The sequence below is a fragment of the Promicromonospora umidemergens genome (assembly GCF_024171995.1).
Taxonomy (GTDB): Bacteria; Actinomycetota; Actinomycetes; order Actinomycetales; family Cellulomonadaceae; genus Promicromonospora; species Promicromonospora umidemergens.
This window is the reverse complement of record NZ_JAMTCT010000014.1, coordinates 140,510-161,281: the sequence shown is the minus strand read 5'-3', so window position 1 is coordinate 161,281 and position 20,772 is coordinate 140,510. Positions and strand designations below refer to the sequence as shown.

Sequence of the window (20,772 nt, the reverse complement as noted above, 5' to 3'; positions counted from 1 at the left end):
ACACCGAGTCAGGGCGGCGGTCCAGCCAGCTGCAGGTCCGTGCTGTCGCGGACCACGGTCCGCAGGCCCGCGAGCGTCTGCGGCCCGACGCCGGACGCGCGCGCCTGGACCAGGACGTTGCCGAGTGCGGTCGCCTCGGCCGGGCCTGCGACCACGGGGAGCCCGGTCGCCGCCGCCGTGAGCCGGTTGAGCAGCTCGTTCCGCGAGCCCCCACCCACCACGTGCACGGCCCGGATCTCGGTCCCGGCCAGCTCGCCGGCCTGCCGGACCACCCGGGCATAGGTGTCCGCCAGGCTGTCCAGCACCACCCGTGCCAGTGCCGCCCGGGTCTCTGGCACCTCGGTGCCGGAGCGCCGGACCGCGGCGTGCACCCGGGCGGGCATGTCGCCAGGAGCCAGGAACTCGTCTCCGTCCACGACCAGGAGGCACCGGCCGCCCGGCTCGGCCGCCGCTTCGGTGAGCAGCGCGCCGAGGTCGACCGGAGGGCCCTCGCCCCGTGAGGCGTCCGCCGTCCACTCCCGGACGCACTCGTCCAGGATCCACAGCCCCATGACGTTGCGCAGGTACCTGACGGTGCCGTCGACGCCGAGCTCGTTCGTGAAGTTCGCCTCGCGGCTCGCGTCGGTGAGCACGGGCGCGGGCAGCTCGACCCCGACCAGGGACCAGGTCCCGGAGGAGATGTAGGCGGCGGCCCCGTCCTCCGGCAGCGGCGTCCCGACCACCGCGGACGCGGTGTCGTGGGAGGCCACGGCGAACACGGGGACCAGGCCGAGACCGGTCACCTCGCGCACGGCGTCCGTCAGGGGACCGACCACCGTTCCCGGTTCCACGAGCTCCGGGAGCCGATCACCCAGCCCGGACAGCCCTGGGTACTCGGTGACCAGCCGGTCCAGGAGTCCGGAGGCCCAGGTCCGCGTCCGCGCGTCCAGCAACCCTGTCGTGGACGCGTTCGTCACCTCAGCGACCTGCCGTCCGGTCAGCCGGTAGGTGATCAGGTCGGGCACGAGCAGCAGCCGGGAGGCGCGGGCCCACTCGGCCGAGCCCGGCCCGCCGTCCGCTCCCGCCACGAGCTGGAACTCCGTGGTGAACGGCAGGTGCTGCAGGCCGTTGACCGCGTAGTGCCCGGCGAAGGAGACTCGCTCGTAGACCCGGTCCGCCACCCCTGCCGTCCGGGCGTCCCGGTAGCACCACGGGTCGCCCACGAGCCCACCGTCCGGACCGAGGAGCCCGTGGTCGATCGCCCACGAGTCCACCCCGATCCCGCGGACCTCGACCCCGGTCCGCTCCGCCAGGGCGCCCGCGGAGCGCAGCCCGTCGAGGATCCCCGCCCACAGCGCCTCGACGTCCCAGCGCAGGCCGTCGCCGGAGTCCACCGGGCCGTTGGGGAACCTGCCGCACTCGACCAGCTCGACCCGCCCGTCGTCGAGCACCCCGAGCATCACCCGGCCCGACGTCGCTCCGAGGTCGATCGCGACGAACCCCGGCGCGCTCACCGCAGGAACGCCGCTGCCACGCCCGCGTCGACGGGCACGTGCAGTCCGGTCGTGTGGGAGAAGTCGGAGGTGCACAGCGCGAACACCGCACTGGCGACGTTCTCGGGCAGCACCTCGCGCTTGAGCAGGGTCCGCTGCGCGTAGAACTCGCCGAGCTTCTCCTCCGGCACCCCGTAGACCGCCGCCCGGTTTGCCCCCCAGCCGGACGCGAAGATGCCCGAGCCGCGCACGACGCCGTCCGGGTTCACGCCGTTCACCCGGATGCCGTGCTCCCCCAGCTCGGCGGCGAGCAGCCGCACCTGGTGCGCCTGGTCGGCCTTGGTCGCGGAGTAGGCGATGTTGTTCGGCCCCGCGAACACGGAGTTCTTCGAGGAGATGTAGACGATGTCGCCGCCAAGTCCCTGGTCCACCAGCACCCGCGCCGCTTCACGGGAGACCAGGAACGAGCCCTTGGCCATGACGTTGTGCTGCAGGTCCCAGTCGGCCTCCGTGGTGTCGAACAGGGACCGCGACAGGGACAGGCCCGCGTTGTTCACCACGAGGTCGACGCCGCCGAACGCCAGCACCGCCTCGCGGATCCCCGCCTGCACGGCCACCTCGGACGACACGTCCATGGCCACACCGATGGCGACGTCCGCCGAACCCAGCTCGGCCGCCGCAGCGGTGGCCTTCGCGGTGTCCAGGTCCGCCACGACCACGCAGGCGCCCTCGGCGGCGAGCCGCTGCGCGATCGCCTTGCCGATGCCCGACGCCGCCCCGGTCACCAGGGCGACCCTCGTCGCCAGCGGCTTCGGCGCGGGCATGCGCTGCAGCTTCGCCTCCTCGAGCGCCCAGTACTCGATGCGGAACTTCTCGTCCTCTGCGATGGGCGCGTACGTGGAGATCGTCTCCGCGCCGCGCATCACGTTGATCGCGTTGACGTAGAACTCACCGGCCACGCGCGCCGTCTGCTTGTTGCGCCCGTACGAGAACATGCCCACGCCCGGGACCAGCACGATCGCCGGGTCGGCGCCGCGCATCGCGGGCGGCTCCTCGCCGTGCGCCCGCGCCGCCTCGGCGCCCCGCTCGTAGTAGGCCGCGTAGTCAGCGCGGTAGGCGGCGTGCGCAGCGCGCAGGGCGGTCACGGTCTCCTCCACCGTCGCCGACGTCGGCACGTCCACGACCAGCGGCTTCACCTTGGTGCGGAGGAAGTGGTCGGGGCACGAGGTGCCGAGCGCGGCGAGCGGCAGCGACCGCTCGCGGGCCAGGAAGTCCAGCACGACGTCGGAGTCGGTGAAGTGGCCGACCTGCGGCGCGTCCGCCGACGCGATGCCGCGGATCGCCGGCGCGAGCGCTGCCGCGCGGGCCCGGCGCTCGACGTCGGGCAGGGACTCGTAGCCGGGGCGGACGGCGCCGAACGCGTGTCCACCGTCGGCGGCGAGGGCCGCCGTGCGCGACTCGATGAACGCCTCGGCGCGCCGGATGATCCCGAGCGACCGCTCCTCCGCCTCGTCCGAGGTGTCGCCCCAGGAGGTGATGCCGTGACCGCCAAGGATGCAGCCGATGGCCTGCGGGTTCGCCGCCTTGATCGCCGCGATGTCGAGGCCGAGCTGGAAGCCGGGCCGGCGCCACGGCACCCACACGACATCGGAGCCGAAGATCTCCCGGGTGAGCGCCTCGCCGTCGGCCGCCGCAGCCACGGCGATGCCCGAGTCGGCGTGCAGGTGGTCCACGTGGGCGGCGTCGACCAGGCCGTGCATGGCGGTGTCGATCGACGGTGCCGCACCACCCTTGCCGTGCAGGCAGTAGTCGAACGCGGCGACCATCTCGTCCTCGCGGTCCAGGCCCGGGTACACGTCGACGAGGGCGCGCATCCGGTCCAGCCGCAGCACGGCAAGGCCCTGGGGCTGGAGCGTGCCGAGGTCCCCGCCGGAGCCCTTGACCCACAGCAGCTCGACGGGCTCGCCCGTCACCGGGTCGGTGGCGGTCCCCTTCGCGGACGTGTTGCCGCCCGCGTAGTTCGTGTTCCTCGGGTCGGCGCCCAGCCGGTTCGAGCGGGCGACGAGCGAGGTGACCGTCAGGTCGTCTGTCGCGTCGGCAGTCTGGTTCGTCATCGGGCTGCTGCTTCCGTTTCGGTTCGGTCCTGTGGCGCCTCGTGGGACGTGCCGACGAGGCCTTCGGCGGTGAGCCACGTGATGATGCGCGCGATGCTCCGCACCGCGCCCGGCGTCTCGGGGTGGTTGAGATGGCCGTGCAGGGTGCCGTCCTCGCGAACGAGCAGCACGTCGACCCCCGCGGCGGCGAGCTCCGCTGCATACGCCTCACCCGAGGACCGCAGGGCGTCCTGATCCGCGTTGAGGACGAAGGTGGGCGGCAGCCCGCGGAGATCCTGCCCACCCGGGAAGGCGTACGGCGACGTCGGCGGGCCGTCGTGCCCCAGGTAGTTGGCATTCATCGACGCGAGCGCGTCGGGGTCGCGCCAGTCCTGCGTCATCTTTCCGGCCAGCTCGACGCTCGGTGGCGGTAGCTGGAAGTGCGCAACGGGGTAGGCGAGCAAGACGCTGCGCGGTGGAGGTCCGCCCGCGTCGCGGAGCCGCAACGACGCGCCTGCCGCCAGGTTGCCGCCGGCGCTCGCCCCGCCCAGCGACCAGCTCGCCGCGGCGACGCCGAGCCCGGCGTCCTGCGCCCAGCCGTGCACGAACGACACCTCCTCGGACGCCACCGGGAACCGCACGCCGGTCGGTTGTCGGTCCGGCCCGGGCCAGGGCTCGACCGGGTCGGACAGCGGCGCGAGCTGGTAGTCGACACTCACCACGACGACGCCCGCGTCCGCGAGGCTCCGCGCGACCCAGTCGGCCTCCAGCATGTCGAGGTCACCGCGCATGAACGCACCGCCGTGCGCCCACACCAGGCCGGCCACCCGCTCGGCGTCCGCCGCGGGCTCGTAGACCCGCACGCGCAGGTCGCCGTGCGGGCCCGGCAGCATCCGGTCGCCGACGGCGACGCTCACGCGCCCCACCCGGCCTGGGCGCCTCCGACACGCTCTGCGGCGATCTTCTCCGCGTAGCCCGACGCCGTGAAGGCAGCCGTCGGGTTCGGGTCGAGGCCCATCTCCTCGCGCAGCTCGGCCACCAGCGGCCGGACGTCGGTGTCGTACGCGTCCATGAGAACAGCGTGCGCGCCGAGCACGTCACCCGACAGCTGGGCCGCCGTGAGCGTCTCGACGTCGACGAGCAGCGCCTTCGCCGTCGCCTCCTGGACGTTCATGACCGACCGGATCTGCGCGGGGATCTTCGGCTCGATGTTGTGGCACTGGTCGAGCATGAAGTTGACCCCGCTGTCCGGCGCGTGGGCGCCGGCTGAAACGATCTCGTGCATGATCCGGAAGAGCTGGAACGGGTCCGCTGCGCCGACCATGAGGTCGTCGTCGGCGTAGAAGCGGCTGTTGAAGTCGAAGGCGCCGAGGCGGCCCTGGCGCAGCAGCTGCGCCACGATGAACTCGATGTTGGTGCCGGGGGCGTGGTGGCCGGTGTCCAGCACGACCTTCGCCCGGTCGCCCAGGGCCATGACGTGCAGCAGGGACGTGCCCCAGTCCGGGACGTCGGTGATGTAGAACGCGGGCTCGAAGAACTTGTACTCGAGCACCATGTGCTGGTCGTCGTCGAGCGCGGCGTAGATCTCGGCAAGAGACTCGGCGATCCGGTCCTGCCGGGCGCGGATCGAGTCCTGGCCGGGGTAGTTGAGACCGTCGGAGAGCCAGACCTTGAGGTCCTTGGAACCCGTGGCCCGCATGACGTCGACGCACTGCTTGTGGTGGTCCACCGCCTTGGCCCGCACCCGGGGGTCGGGGTGGGCGAGGGAGCCCAGCATGAAGTCGTCGTCCTGGAAGACGTTCGAGTTGATCATGCCGATCTGCACGCCCAGGTCCTCGGCGTGCCGGGCGAGACCGGAGAAGTCGTCGACGAGGTCCCAGGGGATGTGCAGGCTGACCCGCGGTGCGACGCCGGTGTACCGGTGCACCTGGGCGGCGTCGGACAGCTTCTCGAACGGGTCACGCGGCACGCCGGGCTGGCCGAAGACCTTGAACCTCGTGCCGGAGTTCCCGAAGGCCCACGACGGCAGCTCGATCGTCTGCTGCCGGAGCGCTGCTTTGGCCACCTCGGTCCGTACGGATGCCGCCATGGCGTCCTCCCTCTCCGCGCACACCCTCGTACGCACCTTGAAACGATTCAGTGAGCCTATTCCGGGGACGGCGGGTGGTCAAGTGCGTGGTCGGTAAAACGTCAGGTGGTCGGCAACCCGGGTTGCCGACCACCTGACGTTCTACCGACCACGCACCCTGAGCTACCTCAGAAGTCGAAGTCTCCGATGTTGGCCTCGTCGTAGACGTACGGGTCGCCCAGGAGGACCTCGCCGTCCGCTCCGACGGTGAACTCGCCCAGGCGGCCGGCCTCGAAGGTGTCGCCCTCCTCACCCGTGATGTCGCCGGCTGCCAGGGCCGCAGCGGCCTGCGTCGCCAGGTAGCCCAGGTCGGTCGGGTTCCAGAGCGCGAACGCCTCGACGGTCCCGTCCTCGACGTACTCCCGCATCTGGTTGGGCGTGCCGAGACCGGTCACGGCGACCTTGCCCTTGTACTCCGACGTCGACACGTAGCGTGCCGCCGCCGCGATGCCGACGGTGGTGGGCGAGACGATCCCCTTGAGGTCCGGGTGCGACTGCAGCAGCGCGGCCGTCTTGTCGAACGACGTCTGGTCGTCGTCGTCGCCGTAGACGGTCTCGACCAGCTCGATGTCCGGGTAGTCGGAGGCGAGCTTCTCCTCCATGAGCGCGATCCAGGCGTTCTGGTTCGTCGCGTTGGCCGACGCCGAGAGGATCGCGATCTCGCCCTCGCCCCCGATCTGCTCGGCCACCAGCTCGAGCTGCTTGTCCGCGATGCCCTCCGGCGAGGCCTGGTTGACGAAGATGTCGCGGAACTGCGGCTCGGTGTCCGAGTCGAACGTGACCACCTTGGTGCCCGCCGACCGCGCCTCCTCCAGTGCGTCACCGATCGCCGTCGGGTCGTTCGCCGACACCACCAGCGCACCGACGCCCTGCTGCGCGGCGGTATTGATGAACGGCACCTGGGCGTCGGGCGACGCGGTGTCCGGCCCGACCTCCTCCACGGTGACGCCCAGCTCCTCGCCCGCCTCCTCGGCACCCGTCGTCGACGCCTCGAAGTACGGGTTGCCCAGGTTCTTGGGCAGCACGGTGATCGTCACGGCGTCAGTACCACCGGCGTCGTCCCCGCCTCCGCCCGAGCCGCATGCGGTCAGGCCGAGGGCCAGCACGGCGGCCGTGCCGGCCGCGAGCACAGATGTGAACTTCATCGTCCGTCTCCCTACGTTCGCTGCCCGGCGGCAGCTCGCCGCCGGACTCTCAGGCCGCCCGCGATGCGCGGGGCGACCACGGAAACAACCAGTGCCGTGCCGATCACGATGTTGATGACGTTGACCGTGACGCTCTCCAGGCGGAGCGCACTACCGAGCACACCGATGAGCAGGACGCCCGCGACCACGCCGTGGATCGCGCCGCGCCCGCCGAAGATGGAGACCCCGCCCAGCAGCACGGCGGCGACCACCTGGAGCTCCATGCCGGTCGCGTTGTCGCCGCGCGCGCTGCCGTAGCGGAGCGTGTAGTAGACGCCCGCGAGCGCCGACACCGCCCCGGACAGCACGAACAGGATCAGCAGGGTCCGCTTGACGTCGACGCCGGAGAACCGGGCGGCCTCCTTGCTGCGGCCGATGTCGAGCACGTTCCGGCCGAACGGCGTCGCGTGCAGCAGGACGGCGAACACGGCGGCCAGCGCGATGAGGCCGAGGGTGATCACCGGGTAGGGCGACTCGCCAAGGTTCTCCGTGGCGCCGTCGGTCCAGGCCTCGGGGAAGCCGGTGACCGCCGTCGTGCCGAGCAGCCCGACGGCGAGGCCGCGGTACAGGGCGAGCGAGCCGATGGTGACCGCGAGGGACGGCAGCCCTCCGTACGCGACGAGCGCGCCGTTGACCGCGCCGCACACCGCGCCGATCAGCACGGACACCAGCGTGGCCGACCAGAGGCCGAGTCCTGCCTGGTACAGGAGCCCGAAGGTCACGCTCGAGAGCCCCACCACCGACGCGACCGACAGGTCGATCTCCCCCGTCGCGATGATGAGCGTCATGGGCAGCGCGATGAGCAGCACGGGTGCGACGTCGAGCACCAGGTAGGTGATGGTGAGCGGGCCGTCGAAGCCCTGCACCACCGAGGCGGCGACGATCCAGGCCACGACCAGGATCAGGACGGTCAGCATCTCGCGGGTGAGCAGCGCACGCTGCCACCACGGACGGGCGTGGGTCCTCATGTGGTCGCCTCCTCGCGGTCGTTCGGGCCTGCGCCGGGTGGCGCCGCACCGCCGGGTGGCGCCGCACCGCCGGGTGGCGAGGTGGCAGGCGGGTCGGCGTCCCGTTCGGCAGCCAGGCGGCGCGATCGGCGGTTCGCGAGCACGCGGTCCAGCGCGATCGCGCCGATGATGAGCACGCCGACGACGGCGCGCTGCCAGAAGTCGGGGATGCCCACGACGGGCAGCGCCCGGTTGATGGTGAGCAGGAGCATCGCGCCGAGCGCGGCGCCCGCCACGGTGCCGCTGCCGCCGAAGATCGCCACGCCGCCCACCACCACGGCACCGACGACCTGCAGCTCCATGCCGAGGCCCGCGCCCGAGGACACCGTCCCGTACCGGGCCGCGAACATGACGCCGGCGAGGCCGGCGAGGGCGCCGCCAAGGGCGAACGCCCCCAGCAGCCGACGGCGGACGGGCAGGCCCTGGAGCGCCGCGGCGTCGGGGTCGGACCCGATGGCGTAGAGCTGCCGGCCGCCGCGCGAGGTGTGCAGGTAGTAGGCGACCGCCGCCAGCACGATCGCGGCGACGACGGTCAGCACGGGCACGCCGAGCACCTGCTGCGTACCCAGGGCGAGGAAGGGGTGCGGCATGTCGGCTGCGTCGATCCGGTCGCTGCCCGCCCAGGTCAGGGTCACGCCGCGGTAGACGTAGAGGGTGCCGAGCGTGATGACGAGGGCGGGCACGCGGGCGAACGCCACGATGGAGCCGTTGATCAGGCCGAGCAGCGCACCGGCCGCGACGGCGACCAGGGTCACCACGACGATCGGCAGGTCGGGCTCCGCGATGAACAGCCGGCCCGTGAGGTACGCCGTGAGGCCGAGCACCGAGCCGACCGACAGGTCGACGTTGCGCGTGATGACCACCACCGCCTGGCCGACGGCGAGCACCACGAGGATCGCGGGGGTGAGCAGCAGGTCGCGCCAGCCGTTCGCGGTGAGCAGGAAGCCGGGCTGCACGGCGGTCGTCACGCCGATCACGACCAGGAGGGCGAGGGCGATGCCGGCCTCGCGACGGCGGAGCACGCTTCTCATGCCGCCCCCTCCGTCCGGGAATCGCTGCGGGAAGCGCCCGGCGTCGCCGCGCGCATCACCGCCTCCGGTGTCGCCTCCGCGCGGCTCAGCTCGGTGGCGATGCGCCCCTCGCGCACCACGAGCACCCGGTCGGCCATACCCAGTACCTCCGGCAGCTCGGACGAGATCATCAGGACGGCCAGACCCTCGGCGGCCAGCGTGGACAGCAGCCGGTGCACCTCGGCCTTGGTACCGACGTCGATACCGCGGGTCGGCTCGTCCACCATGAGCACCTTCGGCCCGGTGGCCAGCCACTTCGCCAGCACCACCTTCTGCTGGTTGCCGCCGCTCATGGTGGTGGCCAGCGCGTCCAGCGCCCCGGCCTTCACAGCGAGGCGGCCGGACCAGTCGCGCGCGAGCCGCGCCTCGGCGTCAGGCAGCAGGATGCCGAGGCGGGCCAGCCGCTTCCGTGCGACGGAGCTCACGTTCCGGACCACCGACGACTCGGTGACGAGACCCTGCAGGCGCCGGTCCTCCGGGACCAGGGCGAGGCCCGCCGCGATGGCCGCCGCGGGGTCGCCCGGCCGCAGGGGCCGCCCGCCGACGGTGACGCGCCCGGCGTCGTACCGGTCGACGCCGAACACCGCCCGCGCGATCTCGCTGCGCCCGGCCCCGACGAGGCCCGCCAGACCCACGATCTCGCCCGCCCGCACCTCGAAGGAGACGTCGTGGAAGGTGCCGGTCGACTCCAGCCCCTCGACCCGCAGCACCACCTCGCCGGGCGTGCTCGCGACCTTGGGGTAGAGCTCGGCAACGTCGCGGCCGACCATGCGGCGCACCAGCTCGTCCGGCGTGACGTCGGCGACGGCGTCCGTCGAGACGTGCGCACCGTCGCGCATGACGGTGACGGTGTCGCAGAGGTCGGCCACCTCGTCGAGGCGGTGCGAGATGAAGACGACGGCCTTGCCCGCGTCACGCAGCCCGCGGGCGACGGTGAACAGCCGGCGCACCTCGACGGCACTCAGCGCCGCCGTCGGCTCGTCCATGACCAGGAGCCGGGCGTCCAGGGAGATCGCCTTGGCGATCTCGACGATCTGCTGGTCCGCGATGGACAGGCCCTCGGCGGGGCGGTCCGGGTCCAGGTCGACGCCGAGGTTCCGGAACAGGCCGCTGGCCTTGTCACGCATCGCGCGGCGGTCGATCCTGCGGAAGCGGCCGAGCGGCTCACGGCCGAGAAAGATGTTCTCGGTGACGGTCAGGTCCGGGAAGCTGGCGGGCTCCTGGTGGATGACGGCGACACCGGCGGCCTTGGCCTCCGCGGGTCCGGCGAAGTCGACGGGCTCACCGTCCAGCTCGACGACGCCGGCGTCCCGGCGGTGGACGCCGCCGACGACCTTGACCAGCGTGGACTTGCCCGCCCCGTTCTCGCCGACGAGGGCATGGATGCTGCCTGGCTGGACCACGAGGGTGCCGGAGCGGAGTGCGGCCACCGGCCCGAAGGACTTGGTGACCCCCTCGAGGCGCAGCGTCGGTGCGGCGTTCGGCATATCTCTCCGTCGAGCTGTGCGGGCGGTCGGCGGTGACCGCAGGGCTGTCTGCCATCGGGTTGAATCGTTCAAACCGATACTTCGGAAGATAGACCCAGCAGGTCAGAGCGTCAAGAACTTACGGCGAGTCCGTTGCCGTGCCGTGCCGCTTACGCGACTCTTGATCGATCAGGGGTGATCACTGCCCACAGCACTGGGAGGCGGCCCGAGGATGTGCCGCCTCGGACGGAGGTGACCGGAGATGACCCGACCAGCGGCCGAGGAACGCGCGGCACTCGGCGAGGAACCCACGGAGCTCAAGCGAGTGATGGGGCCGAAGCTGCTCCTGCTCTTCATCGTCGGCGACATTCTCGGTACCGGCGTGTACGCGCTCACCGGGCAGGTGGCGGCAGAGGTCGGCGGTGCGGCATGGGCGCCGTTCATCGTCGCGTTCCTCATCGCCCTCATCACCGCGTTCTCCTACCTGGAGCTGGTGACCAAGTACCCGCAGGCGGCCGGCGCCGCCCTGTACACGCACAAGGCGTTCGGCATCCACTTCCTCACGTTCATCGTGTGCTTCGCCGTGATGTGCTCCGGCATCACCTCTGCCTCCACCGCCGCCCGCGCCGTCGGGTCCAACCTGCTCGTCGGCCTGGGTATCGACGAGCCCAGCACCTGGACCGTGGTCGCCGTCGCGCTGGTCTTCATGGCCCTGGTCGCGGCGGTGAACCTGCGCGGCGTCGGCGAGTCCGTGAAGGCGAACATCGTGCTCACGATCGTCGAGCTCTCCGGCCTGCTGTTCATCATCCTGGTCGGGATCTTCGCGGCGATCGGCGGAAAGGCCGACTTCAGCCGCGTGATGGTGTTCGAGAGCCCCGGCGACAAGAACGCCTTCCTCGCCGTGACCGCCGCGACGGCGCTGGCGTTCTTCGCGATGGTCGGGTTCGAGGACGCCGTCAACATGGCCGAGGAGACGCACGACCCGGTGAAGATCTTCCCGCGCATCATGATCACCGGCATCGGCGTCACGGGCGTCATCTACGTGCTGGTCGCGATCTTCACCGTGGCGATCGTGCCGGTGGGCGAGCTCGGTGCGAGCGACACCCCGCTCACGCTGGTGGTCGAGCGGGCTCTGCCCGGCTTCCCCATCGGCTCCATCTTCCCGTTCATCACGATCTTCGCCGTCGCGAACTCGGCCCTGATCAACATGCTGATGGCGTCCCGCCTCCTGTACGGGATGGCCAAGCAGAAGGTGCTGCCGCCGTTCCTCGGACGGGTCTCACCCCGGCGGCAGACTCCGACCGCTGCGATCGTGTTCACCACCTTCATCGCGCTGGGGCTCATCGTGCTCGTGACGCTGCAGGAGGAGTCCGGCGTGATCGCCGCGCTCGGCGGCACCACCTCGCTCCTGCTGCTCGCGGTGTTCACGATCGTGAACGTCGCGGTGCTCAAGCTGCGGAACAACATCGTGGACCGAAAGCATTTCGTGGCCCCGACCGCCCTGCCGATCCTCGGCGCGCTGCTCTGCGCGTTCTTCGTCGGGCCGTGGACCGGGCGCGACCCGCTCCAGTACCAGATCGCGGGCTGGCTGCTGCTCATCGGCGTGGTCCTGTGGTTCGTCACCTGGGCGTTCAACCGACCCGACCCGACGGAGATCACGGATCCGAACGCCCTCAGCGAACGCGAGGGCGGCGTCAACTGACCCGCCCCGCCTCACCCGACCTCACCCCGCCCCGCCTCACCTCACCCCGCCTCACTTCGAGGCCAAGGTTGATTCGCTTTGAGACCGTCCAAAGCGAATCAACCTTGGCCTCGAAAAGAACTCACGTCGCGACCGGGGGCGACCGGGAGCGGACGACCGGGGCGGGTCAGCCCACGTCCTCCAGCGCCGCCAGCTGCGCCTCCAGGTGGAACACCTCGTCCAGCAGCACGAACCCGTCGTCGGGGTTGCCGTCATCCACGAAGAACCCCGACATCGCCGCCTGCCAGCGCGCGTTGACCTCCGTTGCGGCCATCCCGCGCTGCGCCGCCGCGTAGTCGTCCGTCTCCAGGATCCCGACGAGGAGGCCGTCCTCGCGCAGGAACAGGCGGTAGTCGCGCCAGCCCGTGTCCCGCAGGGCCTCCAGCATCTCGGGCCAGACGGCGGCGTGTGCCGCCCGGTACTCCGGGATACGGTCTGCCCGCACCCGGGACGTGAAGCAGACGCGTGCGCCAGCTGTACTGCTCGACATGTCCGGTCCTCCGGTTCCTCGTGAAACGGTTCATAATGTAGCCCGAAGCAAGGAGGCGCTCCATGACCCAGCCGGCCGCTCACCGACGAGCATCCATAGCCGACGTCGCCCGTGCCGCTCGTGTCTCCGTCGGCACGGTCTCCAACGTGCTCAACCGGCCCGAACGCGTGCTGCCCGGCACCCGCGAGCGCGTCGAGGCCGCCATCGAAGACCTGAGCTTCGTGCGCAACGGGTCCGCCCGGCAGCTGCGTGCCGGGACCATCACGACCATCGGCGCCATCGTCCTTGACATCGCCAACCCGTTCTTCACCGACGTCGCACGGGGCATCGAGGAGCGCCTGGACCGGGACGACTTCACGCTCATGGTGGCGTCGTCCGACGACGACCCCGACCGCGAGCAGCGCTACCTGCGCCTGTTCGAGGAGCACGGCGTGCAGGGGGTCATGGTCGTCCCGGCCACGAACGACATCGACCACCTGCTCGCCGTCCGACGGCGCGGCACCGGCGTCGTGCTGCTGGACCGCCCGTCGTCCGACCCGAGCATCTCGTCGGTGGCCGTCGACGACGTCCGCGGCGGCGAGCTCGCCGCCGGCCACCTCCTGGACGAGGGCCACACGCGCATCGTGTTCCTCAACGGGCCCCACACGATCAGGCAGTGCGCCGACCGGCACGCAGGCGTGCTCAAGGCGCTCGTGGCCGCTGGGCTGGATCCGGCGTCAGCTCTCCTCGAGGTCACGGTGACCAGCCTCAACGCCGAGGGCGGCGAGGCGGCGATCCGCGGGCTGCTGGAGTCGGGCGACCGACCCACCGCCGTCTTCTGCGTGAACGACCTGGTGGCGCTGGGCGTGCTGCGCACTCTCCGTACGGAGAACATCGCCGTCCCCACCGACGTGGCAGTGGTGGGGTACGACGACGTCGCGTTCGCCGCAGAGCTGGCCACGCCCCTGACGTCGGTGCGCCAGCCGACGCACGAGCTCGGCGTGCGCGCCGCGGACCTCCTGCTCAGCGGGACCGACGCCGCGGCACAGCACGTGATGTTCCAGCCGACGCTGGTGGTCCGTGGCTCGAGCTCGTCCTCGGCGACGTAGTCGTCCGGGCGCCAGAGCTGACCATGCACCTGCTGCCAGTTCCGCGCCGATCTTGGCAGCAGCTACATGGTCAGCTTTGCGGGCTGCTACGACCTGGCGTCGCCCACCGGGCGCCTGCCGCGGGACACCAGGAAAGCCGCAGGCCCGAGGACCGGTACGACGACGATCGCGAGCAACGTCAGGCCGGCTTCCCACGGTCGGTCCCAACGCGTTCGGAACCAGACCACGAGCGCGGCGAACGTCAGGACGGCGATCGCCGCGACGACACCGAGCCAGACGTAGTCGTACGTCGGGCCGATGAACACATCGATCCCGCTGGGTTCGGTCGAGCTCACCATCAGCGCCCCGTTCAGAGAACCATCCGTAGCCCCACCGACCTTGGACGACCCGCCCCGCGTTGAGCGCTGGGTATTCGCGCTCCAGACGCTCCGAACGACGCGAATACCCAGCACTCGATGCGGGGAACGCTCAGGGGCGGCCGGGGATCGGCACCGTCGACCAGTCGGTGTCCGAGCCCAGGTAGAAGCCCGGGTACGACGGCTGGTTGTACGCCGTCTGCTGGCGCGCCACCTCGACGCGGTACTGCGGGTCCTGCATGAGGGTGTACATCGCAATGTCGGTCGGCTCGGTCGACAGGAACAGGCGCAGCGCGCTCGAGTCGGTGGTCCGCACCAGCACCTCCTCCCGCCAGTCGCCGAGCACGTCGGCCACGAGCGACGGGTTGCCCTTGGTGCCGTTGTTCGTCAGCGTCCCGTCGAGGGTCGCGACCACACCGCGCGACCAGTCCCGGATGGTCGGCACTGCGTCGCCCGAGCCCTCGATGACCTGCGTGGTTCCGTCCCCGGCCCAGCGCACGGACTGGTTGGTCCCCATGGTCGACGGCGCCACCCGCTCGCCCGTGGCGCTCAGCGTGCCCGAACCGAGGGTGCCGTCCGGCATGGACGCCCACACCTCGATCCCGGGTACGCCAGGCAGGACGTCGCCGATCATAGACCGCCCGGTGTCCCGCCCGGAGTACTGCCCGAACAACACCTCGCCGTCCTCGGCCGAACGCAGCGCGGAACCGTACGGCGCCCAGGCGCCGCCCTCGTGCGCGGTCCAGATCTCGAGCCCGGGCCGCTCCTGGTCGATGTCGGTCACGTGCATGGCGTCCCCGTGGCCTAGCCCCGCGTTCGCCCCGGGGTTCGCGGAGCCCTCCGGCAGCGTGTCGGACGACGAGTACAGCAGCGACCCGTCGTCGTCGAGCGTCGCCGAGCCGTAGACGATCTCCTGCTTGCCGTCCGCGTCGACGTCGGCGGCGGACAGGGAGTGGAACCCCTGCGTCGTGAGGCTGCCCCACTCGGGCGAGGTGCCAGGCACGCCGTGCGGGCTGTCGTTGAACGGGTTGCTCATCGGCGTCCAGCCCGAGTCGGCGAGCCAGCGCTTGGTCAGGTGCCGCCCGTCCCAGTCGTAGGCGGCGATCGTGGAGCGCGTGTAGTAGCCGCGCGCGAAGATCGCGCTGGGCCGACCCTCGGAGAGGTAGGCCACGCCCGACAGGAACCGGTCCACCCGGTTGCCCGGCTCGATGCGCGACATCGCGTAGTCGCCCCAGAGCAGCCCGTCGTCGGTGCGCCCTGGCTCGTAGTCGACGGTCTCCATCGGCCGGCCGGTGCGCCCGTCGAAGACGGTGAGGTACTCCGGGCCGCTCAGCACGAAGCCCTCGAACTGGCGCAGCTGGTTCCGCGTCGAGCGGGACGGCGCGTAGACGTCGATGAAGTGGTCGGCGGCGGCACGCGCCTCGGCGTCGGACAGCGGGTAAGTCCATTGCGCGTCCGTGCCCCACGCCTCCTCCAGCGTGGCGGGCCACTGCCCGCTGGTCACCTCGGACCGCGACGACCAGCCGCGGAACAGGTCCACGAGGTGCTCGTAGTAGTCGTCGGCCGACATCCGGTAGTCGTCGGCGTTGGTCACGCCGGCCTTCCGGTCGTCCCGCGGGATCCTGATGTAGCGCTCGGCGCCGGGCCTGCCGTCGTGGTACCTGGTCACGCTCGTGCCGGGGGCGGTCTTGACCATCAGCTCGGCACGGCCGTCGCCGTCGTAGTCGTAGACCGGGAACTGCGTGTAGTGCGCGCCCGCGCGGAGGTTGACGCCCAGGTCGACGCGCCAGAGCTGCGTGCCGTCGAGCTCGTAGGCGTCGAGGTAGGCGTTTCCCGTGTACCCCACCTGGGACACGTCCTTCGAGTTGGACGGGTCCCACTTGACGACGATCTCGTAGTCCCCGTCGCCGTCGAGGTCGGCGACCGACGCGTCGTTCGCCCGGTACGTGTACGCCTCGCCGACGGGCGTGCTGCCGTCGGCCGGCTTGTTCAGCGGGATGTCCAGGTGCCCGTCGCCCCAGACTCCGGCCGACGCCGCCCTGCCCCTGCTCGGTCCGCTGAGCGGCACCACGCGGTACCGCGCGTCCGCCGACCCGTCGACGTCGAGGTAGTTGGTCGAGTCCGTCACCGTGGCGACCCGCCGACCGTCGCGGTACACGGCGAAGCCGGGGCCCTCGAGGCCCGCCTCGGTGTGCCCGGTGACCTCCGCGGCCAGGAGCCGCCAGCTCAGGAACACTCCCTCGCTGGTCGCGGCCGCCACGAGGCCGCGGTCGAGCCGTTCGGTGCCCGACGTCGGCGGCCCGCCCCGGGCGCTCGGGTCACCCTGGGCGGTGGTCGGGTCAGGCGTTGGGTCGGACGCCGGTGTGTTGGCGGGCGCCGCAGCTGAGGCGACGCCGCTCAGACCGAGGCAGAACGCTGTCGCCAGGACAGCACCCGCCCGGATTGTCCTCAAGGTCATGGTCGAATTCCTCTCTGAATTCTGCTCTGGACGGTTGCTCGGTGGCGGCACTGCCGCCGAGCATCGAATGCAGGTGAGATCGGCAGACGCTGCGCTCCAGACGCCGGGTCTCGACGGCGACCGCCGCAAGGCTCAGCAGGCCGCCCGTCACCACGACGAGCGGCGTCAACATCCAGACGAGCACCACGCACATCACCAGGGCCGCGAGCAGCAGCGCCGAACCGGTCAGGTCGTCGCGGGACCGTGCGGCTCCGCGAGCCAGCACCTGCCGCGGCCCGGCGGCATCCCGCGCCGCCACCCCGGAGCCCGGTGCCGACCCGGAGCCCGGTGTCGCGGCCCCGGAACCCGCTGCCGATCCGGAACCCGGTGTCGCCTCGGCGCCGCCCGCCTCGTCGTCGGACCACGCCGTCGCGGCCCTGACGAGCACTACCGCGGCGCAGGCCGCCGCCAGCCACGTCACCCACCGGACCGCCGAGGCGCCCGGGAGCACGCCCGACGCCGTCAGCCCCGTGTTGGCGACGACCACGGCCACCACGCCCAGCAGCAGCACGCCCAGCACCCAGAGGTTCCGCACCGCCGCGAGCCAGTCGTGCGCGTAGCCGCGGACGGACGTGTCGTACCCGCCGACGTGCCTGCGCAGGTGGGCCGCCCCCGCGGCGAGCGCCGCCGGGAGGGTTACCACCGGGATGCTCCCGGCGAGGACGAGCACCCCGGTCAGGAGCGTCTCGCCGAGCAGGGCGAACCCTTCGCCGCGAGCCCTGCGGCCACCGGCGCGCGGGGTCCCGGGCTCGCCGGTCGGCTCCTCGGTGCTCATGCCGCTCAGCCCTTCAGGCCCTGCGTGGCGACACCGTCGACGAGGTAGCGCTGGAACAGCACGAAGAACAGCAGCACCGGCACCAGCGCGAGGACGGCCATGGCCATCTGCGCGCCGTAGTCGGACACCGACGTCTGGTCCACGTAGAGCCGCAACGCGATCGGCAGCGGGTACGTGTCGGGCTGCTTGAGGTACAGCAGCGGCCCGAGGAAGTCGTTCCAGGACCAGATGAAGGCGAAGATGGAGCTGGTGATCACCGCGGGCCGCATCAGCGGGAGCAGCACGAGCCGGAAGATCCCCCAGTGCCCGCACCCGTCGATGCGCGCGGCCTCGTCGAGCTCGCGCGGTAGCCCCCGCAGGAACTGCACCATGAGGAACACGAAGAACGCCTCGGTGGCCAGGAACTTCGGGGCCAGCAGCGGCAGGAACGTGTTCACCATGCCCATGGAGTTGAACAGGATGTACTGCGGGATGATCACCACGTGGAACGGCAGCAGCATCGTGCCGATCATGACCGCGAAGTACACCCCGCGCCCGGGAAAGCTGATGCGCGCGAACGCGTAGGCGGACACCGTGGCGGACAGGACGATGCCGACCACCGAGCCGACCGCGAGGATCAGCGAGTTGAGGACGAACGTCCAGAACGAGACCCCGCCGATCCCGCCGAGCGCCGAGACGTAGTTGTCGAGCGTCCACGTCTCCGGCCACAGGTTCACGTTGCCGACGATGTCGCCGCTCGGCTTGAACGAGCTCATCACCATCCAGACGCCGGGGTACAGGATCACCGCGGCGACGGCGAGCACGAGCACGTGGAACACGACGGAGCTGGTACGGCGGCGGCGGCGGGCCTGGCTCGACGGCGACCCGCCCCGCTCGGCGAGCAAGGTGGCCCCGGCCTCCAGCGCGGTGTGGTTCGGGTAGCTGGTCTCGCTCATCGCACGTCTCCCGTGTAGTGGACCCACGCACGCGAGGTGCGGAACAGGATGGCGGTGATGATCCCGACGACGAGCACGAGCACCCAGGCCATGGCCGAGGCGTACCCCATGCGGAACTCCGTGAAGCCCTTGATGTAGAGGTAGAACGTGTAGAACAGCGTCGAGTCGGCCGGACCCCCCGTACCGCCCGAGATGATGAAGGCCGAGCTGAAGATCTGGAACGCGCCGATGGTCTCGAGCAGCAGGTTGAAGAACAGCACGGGGGACAGCATCGGGACGGTCACCGACAGGAAGCGCCGGACCGGGCCCGCGCCGTCGACGGCGGCGGCCTCAAGCAGCTCCGCCGGGATCTGCTTGAGCCCGGCCAGGAAGATCACCATCGGGGCGCCGAACTGCCACACCGCCAGCAGGATCATCATCGGCATGGTCATGTCGGGATCACCGACCCACCCGCCGCCCGGGAGCCCGAAGAACTGCTGGGCCTGGTCGGCGATGCCGTCGTCGATGAACATGGCGCGCCACACGATCGCCACGGAGACGCTTGCCCCGATGAGCGAGGGCGCGTAGAACATCGAGCGGTACGCGCCCTGGCCGCGGTGCTTGGCGTTCAGCAGCATCGCCACCGCGAGCGCCGCGGCCAGCTTCACCGGCACACCCACGAACACGTAGAGCGCGGTGACCTGGGCCGACTTGAGGAAGCGCGGGTCGGCGAACAGGGTGGTGAAGTTGTCGATCCCGACGAACTGCGGCGCCTGGAACAGGTCGTAGTCGGTGAACGCGAGGTACAGCGACATCAGCATGGGGCCGGCTGTCAGCAGCACGAACCCCAGCAGCCACGGGGACAGGAACGCGTAGCCGGCACGCGTGTCGGCCCGGCTGCGCGACGGCTTGCCCGCGCCGCCCCGTGCGGGGGCCGACGACGGCGGCGCCGCCCGCACGCTGCCGCCCCCGGCCCGGCGGCCGCGCTCGGTAGTGGTAGCTGACATGGTCACTCGCCGCCGAGGTTCGATCCGGCGCTCTGGAACCACTGGTCGGCGAACTCCTCGGCCGTGATGTTGCCGTACGAGAGCTCCTCGCCGAGTCGCTTGAACTCGGCCTCGACCACGCCGTAGCCCTCCACGGGGATCGGCGTCTCGGCGGTGACGCGCTCGGCCACCTCTTCCTCGTACGAGACGATCGTGTCGTCCACCGAGCCTTCCGCCACCTCCATGGCGTCCTTCTGGGCCGGCACGGCGGGCACGCCCTTGGACGTGCCGAAGATCTTGCCCACCTCGGGGTCGTTCACGAGGAAGTCGATGAGCTTGGCCGCTGCGTCCGGCTCCTCGGTGGTGGCCGACGACGAGAGCAGCATCGACGGCTTCCAGAACTGCTGCGAGCCCTCTGCGCCGGTGGGCACCGGCAGCAGGCCGACGTTGTCGGTGCCTGCGCTCGCCGCGTAGCCCGCCATCATGTTGTCCCAGGTGAGCTCGGTGGTCGCCTCGTTCACCTGCAGCCCGGTGAGGGGCTCCACCTGCTTGGCGCGCTCGACCGGGTAGAACACACCGTCGTCGCGCATCGGCTGGCTGCGCTCGACCCAGGCCACGAGGTCAGCCTTCTCGAAGGCCGGCGAGCCGTCCTCTGCGAACGCGTCCTTGCCCTGCTGGAGCAGCCACTGGATGAACAGCCAGAGGGTTCCGGTGTAGTCGGTACCGCCGTAGACCTGCGGGTCGTGGTCGGCACCCGCCGCGGAGACCTCGCGGATCCAGGCGTCGTACTCGTCCCAGGTCAGCCCAGCCTCCGGCGCCTCAACGCCGAGCTCCTCCAGCAGGTCGTCATGGTGGATCATGCCGAGCGTGTTGGTGCTGGTCGGGATGCCGTACTGGCCGCCGTCGACCGAGCCGGAGCCGAGCAGGGTCTCGTCGTACTCGCCCGTCTCCAGGTTGACGCCCACCTGGGTCGACAGGTCCAGCAGCCGGTTGTTCGACGCGTACTGGTGGATGTAGGCGAGGTCCATCTGGAAGACGTCGGGCAGGGTCTGGCCGGCCGCCTCGGTGCTGCGGGCGGTCCAGTAGTCGTCCCAGGCCTGGAACTGGGTCTGGACGTCGATGTTCGGGTACTTCTCCTCGAACAGCGTCACCGCTTCCTGGTAGCGGGAGGCCCGGTCGTCGTCTCCCCACCAGACGAGCGACAGCTCGATGTCCCGGTCGGTGGCGACGGGCGCGGCGTCGGCCGATGCGGCGGTCCCACCGCCCCCGCACGCCGAGAGGGCGAGCGCCGATGCCGCTGCGATAGCCGTGGCGTGGACGGCGGCCTTCCTTGTGGTGGTGCGTGTGCGAACCACGTGAGCCTCCTTGCTCGTACTGCTGTTGGCACGCCGGCTGCATCCGCACGGCCGACTGAATCGATACAATACTCGCCCGGGAAGCGTTGTCCATAGCCAGCGGGTCAGGAATCAGTAACGATCTACATCGATAGAGGTCGAGACAAGGTC

Annotated in this window: 17 protein-coding genes; 2 read left to right on the top strand and 15 right to left on the bottom strand. The window is 71.1% G+C overall.

Annotated elements, in window-relative coordinates:
• Positions 1-8: 8 nt before the first annotated feature.
• From APR04_RS31090 to APR04_RS20230, 8 genes are all read right to left on the bottom strand, one after another.
• Positions 9-1,493 carry a rhamnulokinase gene (locus tag APR04_RS31090; protein WP_253873624.1) on the bottom strand — a complete coding sequence of 495 codons (1,485 nt, stop codon included), beginning with the start codon at positions 1,491-1,493 and terminating at the stop codon, positions 9-11.
• A complete protein-coding gene (locus tag APR04_RS20260) occupies positions 1,490-3,586 on the bottom strand; it encodes a bifunctional aldolase/short-chain dehydrogenase (RefSeq protein ID WP_253873622.1) in 2,097 nt (698 codons plus the stop codon). The genes APR04_RS31090 and APR04_RS20260 overlap by 4 nt, the downstream gene beginning before the upstream one ends.
• Entirely contained in the window at positions 3,583-4,482 is a 900-nt protein-coding gene (locus tag APR04_RS20255; protein WP_253873620.1) for an alpha/beta hydrolase, read from the bottom strand. The genes APR04_RS20260 and APR04_RS20255 overlap by 4 nt, the downstream gene beginning before the upstream one ends.
• Positions 4,479-5,654: an L-rhamnose isomerase gene (gene rhaI, locus APR04_RS20250; RefSeq protein ID WP_253873618.1), complete on the bottom strand. Its 1,176-nt coding sequence runs from the start codon at positions 5,652-5,654 to the stop codon at positions 4,479-4,481. Before rhaI ends, APR04_RS20255 begins: the two co-directional genes overlap by 4 nt.
• A 167-nt stretch (positions 5,655-5,821) precedes the next feature.
• Positions 5,822-6,838, bottom strand: coding sequence for a rhamnose ABC transporter substrate-binding protein (rhaS, locus tag APR04_RS20245; protein WP_253873616.1), 1,017 nt, complete (start codon positions 6,836-6,838; stop codon positions 5,822-5,824).
• Positions 6,839-6,849: 11 nt separating this feature from the next.
• Positions 6,850-7,845, bottom strand: a complete 996-nt coding sequence (locus APR04_RS20240; protein WP_253873613.1) for an ABC transporter permease — start codon at positions 7,843-7,845, stop codon at positions 6,850-6,852.
• On the bottom strand, positions 7,842-8,915 hold the full coding sequence (locus APR04_RS20235; protein WP_253873611.1) for an ABC transporter permease: 1,074 nt from the start codon (positions 8,913-8,915) through the stop codon (positions 7,842-7,844). Before APR04_RS20235 ends, APR04_RS20240 begins: the two co-directional genes overlap by 4 nt.
• Positions 8,912-10,441, bottom strand: coding sequence for a sugar ABC transporter ATP-binding protein (locus APR04_RS20230; RefSeq protein WP_253873609.1), 1,530 nt, complete (start codon positions 10,439-10,441; stop codon positions 8,912-8,914). Before APR04_RS20230 ends, APR04_RS20235 begins: the two co-directional genes overlap by 4 nt.
• 241 nt (positions 10,442-10,682) lie before the next feature.
• Here APR04_RS20230 and APR04_RS20225 point away from each other — a divergent pair, with 241 nt between their 5' ends.
• On the top strand, positions 10,683-12,122 hold the full coding sequence (locus tag APR04_RS20225; RefSeq protein ID WP_253873607.1) for an APC family permease: 1,440 nt from the start codon (positions 10,683-10,685) through the stop codon (positions 12,120-12,122).
• Between the two features lie 166 nt (positions 12,123-12,288).
• On the opposite strand, the gene APR04_RS20220 is transcribed toward APR04_RS20225, so the two are convergent.
• On the bottom strand, positions 12,289-12,651 hold the full coding sequence (locus tag APR04_RS20220; RefSeq protein WP_253873605.1) for an L-rhamnose mutarotase: 363 nt from the start codon (positions 12,649-12,651) through the stop codon (positions 12,289-12,291).
• Positions 12,652-12,713: 62 nt separating this feature from the next.
• On the opposite strand from APR04_RS20220, the gene APR04_RS20215 reads away from it, so the two are divergent.
• A complete protein-coding gene (locus APR04_RS20215) occupies positions 12,714-13,739 on the top strand; it encodes a LacI family DNA-binding transcriptional regulator (protein WP_253873603.1) in 1,026 nt (341 codons plus the stop codon).
• 86 nt (positions 13,740-13,825) lie between these two features.
• Here the strand turns inward: APR04_RS20215 and APR04_RS20210 are convergent, their stop codons facing one another.
• The 6 genes from APR04_RS20210 to APR04_RS20185 all read right to left on the bottom strand — a co-directional run bounded on the left by APR04_RS20210 (position 13,826) and on the right by APR04_RS20185 (position 20,622).
• Entirely contained in the window at positions 13,826-14,077 is a 252-nt protein-coding gene (locus APR04_RS20210) for a hypothetical protein (protein WP_253873601.1), read from the bottom strand.
• Between the two features lie 130 nt (positions 14,078-14,207).
• Entirely contained in the window at positions 14,208-16,553 is a 2,346-nt protein-coding gene (locus APR04_RS20205; protein ID WP_253873599.1) for a rhamnogalacturonan lyase, read from the bottom strand.
• Complete coding sequence (locus tag APR04_RS20200; RefSeq protein WP_253873597.1) at positions 16,435-17,367, bottom strand: hypothetical protein; 933 nt, start codon at positions 17,365-17,367, stop codon at positions 16,435-16,437. Before APR04_RS20200 ends, APR04_RS20205 begins: the two co-directional genes overlap by 119 nt.
• 5 nt (positions 17,368-17,372) lie before the next feature.
• Positions 17,373-18,302, bottom strand: coding sequence for a carbohydrate ABC transporter permease (locus tag APR04_RS20195; RefSeq protein WP_253873595.1), 930 nt, complete (start codon positions 18,300-18,302; stop codon positions 17,373-17,375).
• Positions 18,299-19,288, bottom strand: a complete 990-nt coding sequence (locus APR04_RS20190; protein WP_301312743.1) for a carbohydrate ABC transporter permease — start codon at positions 19,286-19,288, stop codon at positions 18,299-18,301. The genes APR04_RS20195 and APR04_RS20190 overlap by 4 nt, the downstream gene beginning before the upstream one ends.
• Before the next feature lie 2 nt (positions 19,289-19,290).
• Complete coding sequence (locus tag APR04_RS20185) at positions 19,291-20,622, bottom strand: ABC transporter substrate-binding protein (protein WP_253873591.1); 1,332 nt, start codon at positions 20,620-20,622, stop codon at positions 19,291-19,293.
• Positions 20,623-20,772: the final 150 nt, after the last annotated feature.